The sequence below is a fragment of the uncultured Kordia sp. genome (assembly GCF_947496985.1).
Taxonomy (GTDB): Bacteria; Bacteroidota; Bacteroidia; order Flavobacteriales; family Flavobacteriaceae; genus Kordia.
The window spans coordinates 957,235-971,423 of sequence record NZ_CANMEZ010000001.1 but is presented as its reverse complement, the minus strand read 5'-3'; the positions used below and the strand labels follow the sequence as shown (position 1 = coordinate 971,423).

Annotated in this window: 13 protein-coding genes; 1 reads left to right on the top strand and 12 read right to left on the bottom strand. The window is 32.7% G+C overall.

All coding sequences use genetic code 11. The annotated features are described in order from the left end of the window. Positions 1 to 151: 151 nt before the first annotated feature. Positions 152 to 1,075, bottom strand: coding sequence for a DUF6427 family protein (locus Q0828_RS04470; RefSeq protein WP_298418052.1), 924 nt, complete (start codon positions 1,073 to 1,075; stop codon positions 152 to 154). Positions 1,076 to 1,121: 46 nt separating this feature from the next. Here Q0828_RS04470 and Q0828_RS04465 point away from each other — a divergent pair, with 46 nt between their 5' ends. After that, positions 1,122 to 1,349 (top strand): uracil phosphoribosyltransferase, encoded by a 228-nt coding sequence (locus Q0828_RS04465; RefSeq protein WP_298418051.1) that lies wholly within the window; start codon positions 1,122 to 1,124, stop codon positions 1,347 to 1,349. Here the strand turns inward: Q0828_RS04465 and purD are convergent. The 11 genes from purD to Q0828_RS04410 all read right to left on the bottom strand — a co-directional run bounded on the left by purD (position 1,344) and on the right by Q0828_RS04410 (position 14,185). Then, positions 1,344 to 2,615, bottom strand: a complete 1,272-nt coding sequence (gene purD / locus Q0828_RS04460; protein WP_298418049.1) for a phosphoribosylamine--glycine ligase — start codon at positions 2,613 to 2,615, stop codon at positions 1,344 to 1,346. The genes Q0828_RS04465 and purD overlap by 6 nt on opposite strands. Beyond that, on the bottom strand, positions 2,612 to 3,382 hold the full coding sequence (locus tag Q0828_RS04455) for a glycosyltransferase family 2 protein (RefSeq protein ID WP_298418048.1): 771 nt from the start codon (positions 3,380 to 3,382) through the stop codon (positions 2,612 to 2,614). The genes purD and Q0828_RS04455 overlap by 4 nt, the downstream gene beginning before the upstream one ends. A gap of 4 nt (positions 3,383 to 3,386) precedes the next feature. Then, entirely contained in the window at positions 3,387 to 4,793 is a 1,407-nt protein-coding gene (locus Q0828_RS04450) for an exopolysaccharide biosynthesis polyprenyl glycosylphosphotransferase (RefSeq protein WP_298418046.1), read from the bottom strand. Positions 4,794 to 4,796: 3 nt separating this feature from the next. Next, positions 4,797 to 5,783, bottom strand: a complete 987-nt coding sequence (locus tag Q0828_RS04445; RefSeq protein ID WP_298418045.1) for a UDP-glucuronic acid decarboxylase family protein — start codon at positions 5,781 to 5,783, stop codon at positions 4,797 to 4,799. A 22-nt stretch (positions 5,784 to 5,805) separates the two neighbouring features. Then, entirely contained in the window at positions 5,806 to 7,116 is a 1,311-nt protein-coding gene (locus tag Q0828_RS04440; RefSeq protein ID WP_298418043.1) for a UDP-glucose/GDP-mannose dehydrogenase family protein, read from the bottom strand. Beyond that, positions 7,113 to 8,216 carry a hypothetical protein gene (locus Q0828_RS04435; protein WP_298418041.1) on the bottom strand — a complete coding sequence of 368 codons (1,104 nt, stop codon included), beginning with the start codon at positions 8,214 to 8,216 and terminating at the stop codon, positions 7,113 to 7,115. The genes Q0828_RS04440 and Q0828_RS04435 overlap by 4 nt, the downstream gene beginning before the upstream one ends. 102 nt (positions 8,217 to 8,318) lie before the next feature. Further along, a complete protein-coding gene (locus Q0828_RS04430; RefSeq protein ID WP_298418039.1) occupies positions 8,319 to 10,313 on the bottom strand; it encodes a nucleoside-diphosphate sugar epimerase/dehydratase in 1,995 nt (664 codons plus the stop codon). 42 nt (positions 10,314 to 10,355) lie between these two features. Further along, the gene (locus Q0828_RS04425; protein ID WP_298418037.1) at positions 10,356 to 11,504 is read right to left on the bottom strand and encodes a DegT/DnrJ/EryC1/StrS family aminotransferase; all 1,149 of its coding nucleotides are present in this window, start codon (positions 11,502 to 11,504) and stop codon (positions 10,356 to 10,358) included. Positions 11,505 to 11,507: 3 nt separating this feature from the next. Next, a complete protein-coding gene (locus Q0828_RS04420; RefSeq protein WP_366523561.1) occupies positions 11,508 to 12,101 on the bottom strand; it encodes a sugar transferase in 594 nt (197 codons plus the stop codon). Between the two features lies 1 nt (position 12,102). Next, the gene (locus tag Q0828_RS04415; protein ID WP_298418036.1) at positions 12,103 to 12,960 is read right to left on the bottom strand and encodes a sulfotransferase; all 858 of its coding nucleotides are present in this window, start codon (positions 12,958 to 12,960) and stop codon (positions 12,103 to 12,105) included. A 1-nt stretch (position 12,961) separates the two neighbouring features. Next, a complete protein-coding gene (locus Q0828_RS04410) occupies positions 12,962 to 14,185 on the bottom strand; it encodes a glycosyltransferase family 4 protein (protein ID WP_298418035.1) in 1,224 nt (407 codons plus the stop codon). Positions 14,186 to 14,189: the final 4 nt, after the last annotated feature.

Genomic DNA, 14,189 nt, shown 5'->3' with positions numbered 1-14,189 from the left:
CGAACACAAAAATATTTGGAAAAATTCTAAAAAGCAGACAACGCGTTTTCTTTTAGACAAAACGTCATTAAAATCGAGAAAAAGCACAATAAGAAATACTTTTCTTACAATTTTGTAGGTAAAAACCGTATCAATGTTACGGTTTACATGTTTATTTCAGATAAAAATTAAACCCAAAACTAACAATCATTAGTAAAACGAGTAAAATATTGCCTATCCTTTTGTTTTCTATATTTTCAAGGACATTGGCCGTTGAAATACCTAATGGAAATAGTAGTAATATCTCTGTATTGTAAGTATTATTTTTGGCGAATAGTATATAGGTAATACCTATAAAAAACAGCACATTAGTTAATAAAAAAGAATTTCTTTTTTGGGAAGAATACGTTTTAATTTTTAGAAAAAAGATTACAATATTAATACAAAAGAGTAAGGTAATTAGTGAATGAAGCGCTATCTGCTTATAATTTTCCAATGGATACTCAATTTTTAGGTCAAATTGAAAAAGTGGGTTTGTAAGTATGTTTTTATCTGTAAAGTATATGTAGGAAAGATATATGATTGTAATACTAAAGAACCCAACAAATGGTACTAACCAATTTCGGTAATCACTAGATACATATAATATGATTCCTATATATACAATAAGAAGATACAAAACAATCCAAGAATCAAATAATAATGCAATGGTTATATACATGGAAGCATCAAATAGTTTCTGTTTGACACTGTGCAAGGATCGTAAACTTATAACTCTTCTAAACGCAAGTAATAGAAATACATGAATGAAAACAATAGTTAGATGCTCAAATATGTTTGGAAAGAAACCTATAAATAACGTAACAATTAGCAACGCATAATCGTTTTGTTGCGTGAGATCGTTCTTTTTTACGATGAAATCTACCATAAATAAAGAAAATAGCAATAAAAATAATATAGGAACCTGCAAAGTCAACATGTCTACACCCACCTCCTTATCGCCTGAAAACAAGTATATTACGAAGTAAATTAAGACAATTCCCGAACAGAGAATAAAATTTATTGGTTTTGATTTCCCAAAAACGCTTGTTATCATTTGAGGTTTTTATATTTTTGCACTATAATATAATAAAGATTTATCCATGAAAAATTTTTTTGAAGGAATCGCTAGCTTTTCTGAAAACACACTTCTCGCTCCATTTGAATCTTTACGTGAAACAGAACTAACGAGTTGGTTTCTTGCAAACGGAATGAACTGGCTTTTTATGATTGTTGGAGCCGCAGCTATGATTTACTGGGTTTTACAATTGAAAAAATTCAACGATAACAACGAAGAAAGCAAAGAGGTTACGGCTCATTCTTATTTATAAGTCAAAACCAATATCTTTTCTATAATACATCTTATCAAAATGTAACTTGTTTATGCTTTGATAAGACTTTTTTATGGCTTCTTCGTACGTGTCAGCGTGTGATGTTATTGCAATAACTCTTCCTCCATTGGTAAGCACTTTTCCATCATTTAGCTTTGTTCCTGCATGAAATACAATAGAATCTTCAATTGTTTCTATTCCTGTAATTTCTTTTCCTTTTTCATACGCTTCCGGATATCCACCAGAGACAACCATGATTGTCGTTGCTGCTGCTGATTTTATTTGTAATGAAACCTCATCAAGTTTTTGATTTCCTACTGCTTGAAATAGTTCTACTAAATCGACTTCTAAACGAGGAATGACAACTTCCGTTTCCGGATCTCCCAAACGTACGTTGTACTCTATTACAAATGGATCGTTTCCAACTTTAATCAATCCAATAAAAACAAATCCTTTATAGGGTAAGTTGTCTTTTTGAAAACCATCTATTGTTGGTTTTATAATGCGAGTTTCTACTTTTTCTAAAAATTCAGCATCTGCAAACGGTACTGGTGATACTGCGCCCATTCCTCCTGTATTCAACCCTGTATCTCCTTCTCCGATGCGCTTGTAATCTTTTGCCGTTGGAAGCGTTACGTAGTTTTTTCCATCTGTCAACACAAAACAACTAAGCTCTATTCCGTCTAAGAATTCTTCAATTACCACTTTTGTACTGGCATCACCGAATTTTGCATCTATCAACATTTCTCTAAGCGAATCTTGCGCTTCTTTTAAATCTTTTATGATTAATACACCTTTTCCCGCTGCCAAACCATCTGCTTTTAATACATATGGTGCATTGAGTGTTGTTAGAAATTCGCAACCTGCTTCTACCGTATCTTTGGTAAAACTTTGGTAAGCTGCCGTTGGAATGTTATGACGCATCATAAATTTTTTGGCAAATTCTTTACTTCCTTCTAATTCTGCAGCCTTTTTTTGTGGACCAATTACATGAATTTCCTTTAATGCTTCATCATTTAGAAAATAATCGTGAATTCCGTTTACTAACGGATCTTCAGGACCTACCACTACGATATCAATATTGTTTTCTTTTGAGAATTTACCAATTGCTTCAAAATCGTTTACATTCATTGCTATATTGTTTGCAATGGTTGCTGTTCCTGCGTTTCCTGGTGCTACATACAGATTTTTTAACAATGGACTTTGCGCTAATTTCCAAGTTAATGTGTGTTCTCTTCCGCCTGATCCTAAAACAAGAATGTTCATAGTTGTGTTGTTTGTTGTGGTTTTATAAAGAAATGTTCTATTAAAAATCGAATTAAATATAAACTCGATTTGAAAGCCCCAAATTTAAGTGCCTTTCTGTAAATAGTATAATTGTATTTTAATAAATTTAGTTTATTGGATGAAATTGAATCTTCACGCACCCGATATTTTGCTAACGGCTCTGAAATACTGTATGCAAATTCTACTTTTTTAATCAGTGTAAGCCATAAAGCCCAATCTTGTCGCTTACGAATGTTTGGCATGTATACTTTTCCAAGCGTTGTTGCATTGTAAATTCCCGTAAGGTTTCCAATGTAATTACTTTTGAGCATTTTGGAGAAATTTACTTTTGGCAATGCGTTTACCTTTTTTCCCAATGATTTACCGACTTCATTCATTAATTCATAGCTAGCAAAACATACTTGAATGTTTTCTTTTTGCATAAATGCAATTTGTTTAGAAAGCTTTTCAGGCATCCATAAGTCATCGGCATCTAAAAAGGCTATGTAACTTCCAGTAGCTTTTTCTATAGCTGTATTTCGTGCAATGGCTGCTCCCGAATTCTTTTCTAGCACATGAAATTTAATTCTAATGTCTTCTTCGGTATATTTTTTAAGAATGGAAACTGTGGTATCTTTTGAAGCATCATCTACCAATATTAATTCCCAATTGTTATACGTTTGTGCACGAACCGATTCTATTGTTTCTTTAATAAACAACTCAGCATTGTATGTTGGCGTAATGACAGAAACTAATGGCTGCTGCATAATTTTAGTATGCCTTTTTTTCTCCTTTCAGAATGTTAACGATGGTTTCAAAGATAATTTTAATGTCTAAGAATAACGACCAATTTTCAATATAAAAGATATCATATTTGACACGATTGATAATGTCTTCATCGTTTTTTATTTCACCTCTGTACCCTTTTACTTGTGCCAAACCTGAAATACCTGGTTTTACACTGTGACGAAATACGAAGTTATATTTGTCAATTTTTTTAGCGTATGCTTTTGTATATGGAATCATATGTGGTCTTGGACCAACTACAGACATGTCTCCTTTTAGTACGTTAAAAAACTGTGGCAGTTCGTCAACACTCGTTTTACGGATAAAACGCCCAATTTTTGTTACACGAGAATCTTGTTCTTTTACATGTTCGTAATTTGTATCTGTATTATGTGCTAACGAACGAAATTTGTAACAGGTAAATTCTTTATAATTGATTCCGTTTCGAATGTGTTTATAAAAAACAGGTCCTTTTGATTCTAACTTGATTAATATCGCAATCAATGGAATAAACCATGATAGAAAAAAGATGATAATCAATAATGAAAATACAATGTCAAATGCACGTTTTATGAATCGATTCAAATTGTTGTTGAGTGCAACTTCCTGAATGGAAAGTACAGGCAAATAATTGTAGTAATCCGTTTTGAGTCGCTTAGAAAATAGCTTTTTGGTATTTGGAATAAATTTGATGTTGATTCTGTTCATACTTGCGTATTTCACATAATCGTTTACGTCTTTTTCGGTAAGTTCGTCAATAGCACAGTATATTTCATCTATTCCTTCTTCTTCTTCAATGTACTGAAAACTATCTTCTATTGTTCCTGTAATGCCTTCATCTTGTTTATTACTAAACAGCGCTAATAACTTGTACCCTAACTCTTTGTTGTTTTTAAATAGTCGTTCTAATTCTTGTGCGCCTGAATTTTTACCTATGATAATGACACGACGAATGTTTCCATCTAAAACAGAACGATATTTTTTTAACCCGTAATACCCAATAATTTTACCCAAACCAATGATTCCGAAACTTACCATTAAGTATTTAAATGTTACAAATGCCTGAACATCAATACTTCTAAATATTCCAATAAACGCATACATGATTAAAGTGTATGCTAATAATTGTTTAATGAGTAAGGATAAAATATGTGGAACCGACGTAAAACGGTATACGTTATAAAACTTTAAAAAGAAGGATGATAATGGCCAAAAAACAATTGTATACAAAATGAATAGCAAGTGCTTATTATTCCAAAATGTATTGTCAAAAAAGTATAAATCTTGATCGTTAAAATTGAAAAATAAGAAGACAAAGATATTGATGACACACAAATCAAATACCACAAAAAATGGTCTTAATAGCCACGAATATCTTCCTCTAATATGCATTTGTTACATTCTTGTGTACGTTGAAAAATCTTTATGCTCTTTTTTGAAGAGTTCCTTTTCTGGTAGTGCTTTGAAGTAGTCGTAGGTTTTTTTCATGCCTTCGCTACGATTTACTTTTGGTTCCCAATTCAAAATTTCTTTTGCTTTGCGAATGTCTGGTTTTCGTTGTAACGGATCGTCTACAGGTAATTCTTTGTAGATTACTTTTTGTGAGGTTCCTGTAAGTTTTATGATTTCTTCGGCAAAGTTCCCAATGGTAATTTCATGCGGATTCCCAATGTTTATTGGCTCTACATAATCACTCATTAATAACTTATATATTCCTTCTACTTGATCTGTAATGTAGCAGAAAGAACGCGTTTGAGTTCCATCGCCAAAAACCGTTAAATCTTCTCCACGCAATGCCTGTCCAATAAACGCAGGGATTACACGTCCATCATTTAATCGCATTCGTGGTCCGTAGGTATTAAAAATACGAACAATACGTGTTTCTAAACCGTGAAACCTATGATACGCCATGGTAATAGATTCTTGAAAGCGTTTTGCTTCGTCATATACACCACGTGGACCAATTGTATTTACATTTCCGTAATATTCTTCGTGTTGTGGATGTACTAAAGGATCTCCGTATACTTCCGATGTAGAAGCAATTAAAATACGTGCTTTTTTTTCTTTGGCTAAGCCTAATAAGTTATGCGTTCCTAGTGATCCTACTTTTAAGGTTTGAATCGGGATTTTAAGATAGTCTATTGGGCTTGCTGGAGAAGCAAAGTGTAATATATAATCTAGTTTTCCTGGTACGTGTACAAATTTTGTAACATCGTGATGGTAAAACTGAAATTCTTTTAGATGGAATAAGTGTTCTATGTTACGAATGTCGCCCGTAATAAGATTGTCCATTCCTATAACGTGATATCCTTCGTTTATGAAGCGATCACATAAGTGTGAACCTATAAATCCGGCTGCTCCCGTAATTAGAATTCGTTTCATCGTATTGTTGGTTGTGTTAGCTTTATAAAACTTCTTTTCTACCTATAGAAAAATATGTAAATCCTTCTTTTTCCATATCAGCTACATCATATAAGTTTCTTCCGTCAAAGATAATGGGTTGATTTAGATTTTCTCTTAGTTTTTTGAAATTTGGTGTTCTAAAGATGCTCCATTCCGTACAAATAATCAAAGCATCTGTATTTGCAATGGCTTCGTACATGCTATTTGCATATGTTAACTTATCACCAAGTTTTGCTTTTACATTGTCCATTGCTTCCGGATCAAACGCTTTTATGGTAGCGCCTCTAGATAGTAATTCATCAATGATATATAACGATGGTGCCTCACGAATGTCGTCAGTTTCTGGTTTAAATGCTAATCCCCATAGGGCGATTGTTTTTCCAGATAAATCTTCACCTAAGTGTGAAACTACTTTTGGTATTAATGCTGTTTTTTGTTTATCATTTACATTGATAACTGCATCTAATATTTGAAAGTTATAATTGTTGTCTTTTCCAGATTTGTGTAACGCTTTTACATCTTTTGGAAAGCATGAACCTCCATAGCCAATTCCTGGAAATAGGAAACGTTTTCCAATACGTGAATCGGTTCCCATACCTATACGTACTTTATCAACGTCTGCTCCTACTTTTTCACAAAAGTTTGCAATCTCGTTCATGAATGTAATTTTTGCTGCTAAGAAAGAGTTTGAAGCGTATTTGGTAAGCTCTGCAGACTTTTCATCCATAATTAGTATTGGATTTCCAGAACGTACAAATGGTTTGTATAAACGTTGCATTAGTTGCGTAGCTCTTTCTGAACTTGAACCAACAACAATACGTTCAGGCTTCATGAAATCATCTACAGCAAATCCTTCACGTAAAAATTCTGGATTTGATACTACGTCAAAGTCTACAGTTGCATGTTGTGCGATAACAGCCGTTACTTTTTCTGCTGTTCCTACTGGCACTGTACTTTTATCAACTATGACACGGTATTCTGTCATTAGTTTACCAATATTATCTGCAACACCTAATACATACGATAAATCAGCAGATCCGTCTTCGTCTTCTGGAGTTGGTAATGCTAAAAATATAATTTGTCCGTGTGCAAGTCCTTCTTGTAATGAAGTTGTAAATTTTAAACGTCCAGCATTTATGTTTCGTTCAAAGAGTATGTCTAAATGTGGTTCGTAGATGGGAACTTCTCTATTTTGCATGCGTTCCACTTTATGCTTATCAATATCTACACAAAGTACATCATTTCCTGTTTCAGCTAAGCACGTTCCTGTGACTAGTCCTACATATCCTGTTCCTACAACAGTTATTTTCATGTATTTTTTAGTTTAATGTGTTCTGTTAATAGAAATAAAAATATCATTACATTAACACTGAGTAATAAATTTGAAGATATACTTGATGTTAAGAAAATCATTAACATTAATAGTTTATCTAATAGTCCTAAATTTTTTAGAATAATTTTCTTAAAAAAAAGGATATATAATCCAAGCCCAAATATACCAAAAAAAGAGAAGACATCTACTAATTCCATTTCTGTATGATAATTACTAAAATCGACTCCTCCAAAGATATAATTTAGAATATTCCATTCTTCAGTAATAAAGGTACTTAAACGCTCCACCGTATTATTTCTATATGAAAATATTACAGATAATAATCCGCTTTCTTCGTAAACTCTATTCCAGAAGGGCATTCTTTTTACGACTAAAACCAAGATTGATTTTCCAAAAATGACAATACTTGCAATACCCAATCCAAAAACTGTTTTTAGTATTTTGCTCTTACTTATATAAAATATATGCAGTAGCACCATGAATATTAGAAATAGATACATTGATTTCTTTCCTAATATTAATGCCAGAATTACAAAAAATGCTAGTTTTCCATATTGTTTTGTTACAATGAATTTTTTGTATTGAAGCACTATTATAAACATGTATAAATATGACAGGTATGCTCTAGTAAAGAAGAGCCCATCATAACCAAACCTTCCCGTATATGGATATGATTTAAAATAGTTTAGATCGAAAATTAATCCTATTACAACAAAGATTGCATTAAAAACGAGAACGTATTCAATCATTTTGTAAACCCTATCTACAAAGTGTTTTTTGTCTTTTATAAAACGATATGCAATGATATAGATAAAGATATATAAGTATCCATTTAGCGTATATAGGTTTGAACTATATAAGTTTTCCTTAAAACTAGTGGCATATATATCAGAAGTACTTAGCGCCAATTGTCCTATAAAAAACCCAACAACTAATAGCGCAGGAAAAAGCAGGTTTACTTTTTTTACGTGTTTTATGTTTTTTAGTATAACTGCTATGATAAAAATTTGAAGCAGTATGTTAATGATTGATGATATCCTAATGCTGGTTTGCGCATTATTAATATATAGGATATTCATTATAAAATTAGAAAACAGTTCTGCTACCAATAAAAAGTAAAAGACTGTAGCAAGTTTTATCTCAGAAAAAAATTTGACTGCTTTCCCTATCATCAACTTCTTTTATTTTTGATAGTCTAATTTCTCATACGACGAGTTCATACTTTTATATTCAGGAACCAGTTCTTTCATTCGCTTTACAACTTCTAATTTATTGTAAAGTGCCGCAGCGTCAATTAATTCTTTTATGTTGTTATTAATTTTCTCATAATCATACTGTTCTCCACGTGCAATCATGATTTTTTCATTATATGTTGGGAGTGTGGTCGATTTATCGTTTAATAACTCTTCATATAATTTTTCACCTGGACGCAATCCTATGATTTTGATATCAATGTCTTTGTTAGGAACAAATCCTGCTAGTCTAATTATCTTTTTAGCAAGGTCAATAATCTTTACAGCTTCTCCCATATCAAATATGTATATTTCTCCTCCATTACCCATAGCTCCAGCTTCTAATACTAGCTGACAAGCTTCAGGAATGGTCATAAAATATCGTATGATATCTGGATGCGTAATGGTTAATGGTCCACCTTCAGAAATTTGACGTTTGAATAATGGAACTACAGAACCATTAGAACCTAATACATTTCCAAACCGTGTGGTTACATAGTTTGTAACATAACGATTGTCATTCTTGAACGCCTCTTGTAAAGTTTGCACATATATTTCTGCAATTCGCTTGGAAGCTCCCATTACATTACTTGGGTTTACAGCTTTGTCTGTAGAAACCAATACAAATTTATCTGTTTTGTGTTTTAATGCTGTATCTGCAACATTTTTGGTTCCCATTACATTTACAAAAATGGCTTGCGATGGGTTGTCCTCCATCAATGGAACGTGTTTATATGCTGCTGCGTGATATACAACTTGTGGTTTATACTGCTCAAAGATATTATCTAGTTTATCTCTATGACGTACATCAGCAATAACTGCTTCAAAATCCAGCTCAGGGAATTTAGATTTGATTTCCATTTGTATTTGATACAAAGGAGTTTCTGCCTGATCAACAATGATGAGTTTTTCTGGTTTGTAATTGGCAACTTGTCGTGCTATTTCACTTCCTATAGACCCTGCACCACCTGTTACTAATATTCTTCTGTTGTATAATTCTTTTGCAATCAGTTTATTGTTCAGCACAATAGGCTCTCTTTCGAGTAAATCTTCAATTTGTACATTTTGAATTTGTTGCGCAACATTTACATTTTCTTTGTCTTCCATATCGGAAACAATTGGCGCTCTAAATACTTTAATGTTATGCTCTAAGCATTCATCTACAATTTTAATACGTTCTTCCTGTGTAATAGATTTGTCTGCTAGTATAATAGCATTAGCACCATGTGCGCGTAGAATTACAGAAAGCTTTCTTTTGAGATGTACAATAGGTAATCCTAATATTTCTTTACTTTGATTTTTTCCTTTTTTATCAATGAAACCGATCAATTTGTAACGCATTGGACGTTCTACCTTAAGTGCATTTGAAATTGCAATCGCGTTAGAATCTATTCCATAAATCATAACCGTGATTTGATCTTCTTTGGCAGCATAATCAAAATATGCTTCAAATACTTGTTTTACTAATACTCTGAAGAGTAATAGAAACGAGAATGACATCACAAAGTAGATGAATAGTTTTGGTGTTAAAAATAACGGATCACCATTGATAATTAGATGCGAATAATTCACTACCAACAATGTAATAAGTGTGGCTAATGAAGCAAGGAAAAACTTAATAGCATCGATAAAGGTTGAGTGACGAATAAGTCCGGCGTATGTTCTAAAGAAAATAAAGAACAACAAGTTGGTTATTAATATTAAACCAGCTCTTGGTGCAAGTCCAAAAAATGCTGATGGTGTATGCGTATTTAAATCACTAATATTGATATTGTTTACAATAGTACTTGTAAGCAACAATGCTACACAACAAATAAACATGTCAAAACACAAGATAAGCCATCTAGGTAGATATCCTATGTTCTTAAAATCAATACGTTTTTTGCTTGATTTTAAAACTTGTCTTAGGGCTAATTTTATGCTTCTTGAATTCACTAACTTCATCTTCTCAAAAAAACAAATTCTTTATTTAATGACACAAATTACTTAATTTATTTCTTTTAATGCTAGAAAAGCTCTGATAACTTCTTTAATACGGTTTTTTTCTTCAATTGTAAGGTTTGAACCTGAAGGCAAACACAAACCTGAATCAAATAACTTTTCACAGATTCCTTCTCCATAAAAGTCACATTTTTCAAAAACTGGTTGTAAATGCATCGGCTTCCACAAAGGTCTAGATTCTATGTTTTCTTCAAGCAATGCCAATCGGAATTCTTCTCTAGTAAACCCTGTTTTATTTGCATTAACCCTAATAGAACTTAACCAATGATTTGAAAAATAATCATCCGAAGATTCTTGTAATAAAGTTATCCCTTCTACATCTTTAAAAAGTTCAGCATACATTTGATTTACGTCTCTACGATATCCTACATGCTTATCTAAGACTTCCATTTGCCCTCTTCCTATTCCAGCGACAATGTTACTCATTCTGTAGTTATATCCTATTTCTGTATGTTGATAGTGCGGAGCGTTATCCCTAGCTTGTGTAGCTAAAAATACCGTTCTTTTTTTCTGTTCTTCATTTCTACAGACTAAAGCACCTCCACCAGAAGTAGTAATGATTTTGTTTCCATTAAAAGATAGTATTGAATATGCACCAAATGTTCCACATTTTTGTCCTTTGTAAGTAGATCCTAATGCTTCTGCTGCGTCTTCTATGATTGGAATTTCATAAGCATTGGCAATTTTTAAAAGTTCATCAATTTTTGCTGGCATTCCATACAAATGAACCATTAGTATTGCCTTTGGTTTTTTTCCTTTTGAAATGCTTTCTTTTATAGCAATTTCTAAATATTCAGGAGACATGTTCCATGTAGTTTCTTCACTGTCTACAAATACAGGTGTAGCTCCTGCGTAAACAATAGGATTTGCAGATCCACAGAAAGTAAAACTTTGACAAAGTACTAAATCACCGTGTGTAACACCCAATTCTACTAACGCTAAGTGAATAGCTGCAGTTCCTGAAGCTAAACATGCTATATGTGAATCTTCACCTAGATAGGTTTCCAAATCTTTCTCAAATCCATATACATTAGGACCTAACGGCGCTATCCAATTTGTATCAAAAGCTTCTTGAATATAGGTAAGTTCGTTTCCTCCCATATGAGGAGATGAAAGCCAAATTTTTGATTTCATAGTTTAAAATATTGTCTTAAAAATATATTTAACATCCTTTAGGACGCTAAACTCTTTTATATACGCTTTGTTAAGCGCTACTTTTTTAGGCCAGATAACATTTCTATTATAGGCTTCAGGATCTTCTTGTTGTGCAAGAATTTCTTCTTCGTTTTTAAAGTGAATTGAAGCTGGTCCTGTAATTCCTGGTTTGATGCTCAAAATAATTCGGTCTTCACCTTCTAATTTATCAGCAAATCCAGGCACATCAGGTCTTGGGCCTACAAAACTCATTTGTCCTAAAAACACATTGATCAATTGTGGCAATTCATCAATTTTTGTTTTTCTCCAAAATCTTCCCATTTTGGTAATTCTAGGGTCTTTATCCGTAGACACCGTAGTAACAACTCCAGCAACATTTTTCATACTTCTCAGTTTGAAAACTTCAAATATTTTTCCGTCTTGCCCAACTCGTTTTTGTTTGAAGAAACCACTTAGTTTTGTATCAAATCGAGCTATAATTGCTGATAACACAATTAACCAACCAAATAGTAATAATCCTATTGTAGACATTACTAGGTCAAATAATCTTTTTATGATTTTATCGCTCTTCGTCACTTTACTTATAATTAAGTTTTACTAATGTTTCGGTTAACATTGTATTCAATAGTGCTTGTTCTTCTACTGAAAAGCTTTTTTTATGTGTTCCGATACTTCTACTTGACACATTTTTAACCAAATCTTTTACCTGCTCTTTGGTCATTGTGATATTAAAAAATGAAGCGAGTTCTTCCATTGCTTTTACAGGATTTGTTACAAATTCTTCATATTTTACATCAAAGATATTTTCGGCAGGAACCGAAACTCTGTCTTTTATGGTATGCTCGGCACAAGTTTGCCACTGCTTGGCACATACTTCCATTAGTGAGTGATTTGCCACATCTTTGTCAATACCTTTGTATACAGGTCCCCAAAAAGATAGGCTTTCTGTTTTTGTAAAGAATTTTTTGATTCTATTCTTTCCAAATTTCCATACATGATATGTAAAATCAATCCAAGGTACGTATCGTAATTTTTTGAGGGTATATTTTAGCTCAAAGCTAGAACCCCATCTTTTCATAGCACTTGGCACTACATCACGTCCATCTCTGTTGATAATAATGTATTTAGCTTCAGGAAATATTTCATATACAAATCCTAATCGTAGTGAATTGGCACATGTTTTTTCGACAACAAAGTCCGCTTTTGTACTTTTTTGTAATTGCTGAAATCTTTTTCGAATGTATTTTTTTGTTTTTTCAGACGCGTGTTCTGGTAACAATACATCTGTTTCAAAATCTCTATTTCCATAACGCCATATAGGGTTTATTTCGTCACAATCCCATGTTTCAAATTTTGGAATTGACGTAATAATATCTCTCAACATATTCGTTCCCGATCTTCCTGCTCCTATAATAATTACCGGTGTATAGTTCATCTTATTTTCTTGCAATTTTTAACAAATTTCGTTCTATTTTATCTACACTGGAAATAATAGATAGGTTTTCTTCATAATGCACCTTTCCATTGGTTCCCATTTCAGCTATTTTTTCCGCATCAAGTGCGATCATTTGTTTTATTTTTTCTTCTAAATCATCACTGTTGTCTGGTTCAAAAGTAAATCCTGCGTTCGCAGCATTTAAAATATCGGCTGCATCTCCGCGTAAGCCCATCAGAATAGGTTTTCCTGATTTTAGATAGGCTAATATTTTAGAAGGAATTGTAATCTCAAATAGTTTATCCTTTTTTAGGTGAACTAATAAAAAATCTCCTGCATTTAAATATTTACTTACTTCTTCAGAAGCAACTCTTGGAATAAACGTTACATTTTTAAGCAACTCATCCGCAGCATATTGCTTTAAGTTTTCTTCATCAGCACCTCCTCCAAGGAATAAAAACTGAATTTTAGTCAATCCTTGTTCTTGTAAGCTTTTTGCTGTTTTTAAGATCGTTTGTAATGATTGTACTATTCCTAAGTTACCAGCGTATAGAATATTGATTTTTTCTTTCTTAAAGTATTGCTTCTTTAGTGCAGCTGGAAGTTCTTCTGTAGAAATTTTATCTCTACTCCAGTTTGATACTATTTCTAGTTTTTCTTTTGGAACTCCTTTTTCTATTAAGCTTTTTTGAAATCCTGGTGTGGCAACTGTAATAAAACTAGCATTTCTGTAGTTCATATTACACCACTTATTAATAATTTTCAGCCCTCTTTTACTCCCTAACATTCCTGAAGCAGCAACTGTTTCTGGCCACAAATCATTAATATCGTATAGAAAAGGGACTTTTCTAATTTTTTTAAGAATTATAGCAGGAATTGCCACAGGAATTGCTCCTTGATATACAAAAGCAACATCTGGTTTTTTTATTAAGAATAACCCAATAAACGTAGCTGATAAAGCATAGGAAATGTAATGAAAAAAACGTTTGAGCCCAGAAGCACTATGGTCAGGATAGATAGGCACACGAATAATATCGATACCTTCCATTTTTTCCCTTTTGTAAAACCGTTGTTTGTAGCCGTCGTATATTTTCCCAATAGGATACGATGGAAAGCCTGTAAGTACTTCCACATCATGACCTCTGGCAACAAGTTCTTTAGCAAAGTCTAAACTTTTTGCCGTTGGCTCTGGGTTAAATAGTTGTTTTATAATTACAATTCTCATACTA

Excerpts from the sequence above, each read along its gene's own strand:
- Q0828_RS04465 (WP_298418051.1), top strand. The coding sequence starts at position 1,122 with ATGAAAAATTTTTTTGAAGGAATCGCTAGCTTTTCTGAAAACACACTT.
- Q0828_RS04435 (WP_298418041.1), bottom strand. The coding sequence starts at position 8,216 with ATGAATATCCTATATATTAATAATGCGCAAACCAGCATTAGGATATCA.
- Q0828_RS04445 (WP_298418045.1), bottom strand. The coding sequence starts at position 5,783 with ATGAAACGAATTCTAATTACGGGAGCAGCCGGATTTATAGGTTCACAC.
- Q0828_RS04455 (WP_298418048.1), bottom strand. The coding sequence starts at position 3,382 with ATGCAGCAGCCATTAGTTTCTGTCATTACGCCAACATACAATGCTGAG.
- Q0828_RS04415 (WP_298418036.1), bottom strand. The coding sequence starts at position 12,960 with ATGAACTATACACCGGTAATTATTATAGGAGCAGGAAGATCGGGAACG.
- Q0828_RS04440 (WP_298418043.1), bottom strand. The coding sequence starts at position 7,116 with ATGAAAATAACTGTTGTAGGAACAGGATATGTAGGACTAGTCACAGGA.
- purD (WP_298418049.1), bottom strand. The coding sequence starts at position 2,615 with ATGAACATTCTTGTTTTAGGATCAGGCGGAAGAGAACACACATTAACT.
- Q0828_RS04425 (WP_298418037.1), bottom strand. The coding sequence starts at position 11,504 with ATGAAATCAAAAATTTGGCTTTCATCTCCTCATATGGGAGGAAACGAA.
- Q0828_RS04430 (WP_298418039.1), bottom strand. The coding sequence starts at position 10,313 with ATGAAGTTAGTGAATTCAAGAAGCATAAAATTAGCCCTAAGACAAGTT.
- Q0828_RS04470 (WP_298418052.1), bottom strand. The coding sequence starts at position 1,075 with ATGATAACAAGCGTTTTTGGGAAATCAAAACCAATAAATTTTATTCTC.
- Q0828_RS04410 (WP_298418035.1), bottom strand. The coding sequence starts at position 14,185 with ATGAGAATTGTAATTATAAAACAACTATTTAACCCAGAGCCAACGGCA.
- Q0828_RS04450 (WP_298418046.1), bottom strand. The coding sequence starts at position 4,793 with ATGCATATTAGAGGAAGATATTCGTGGCTATTAAGACCATTTTTTGTG.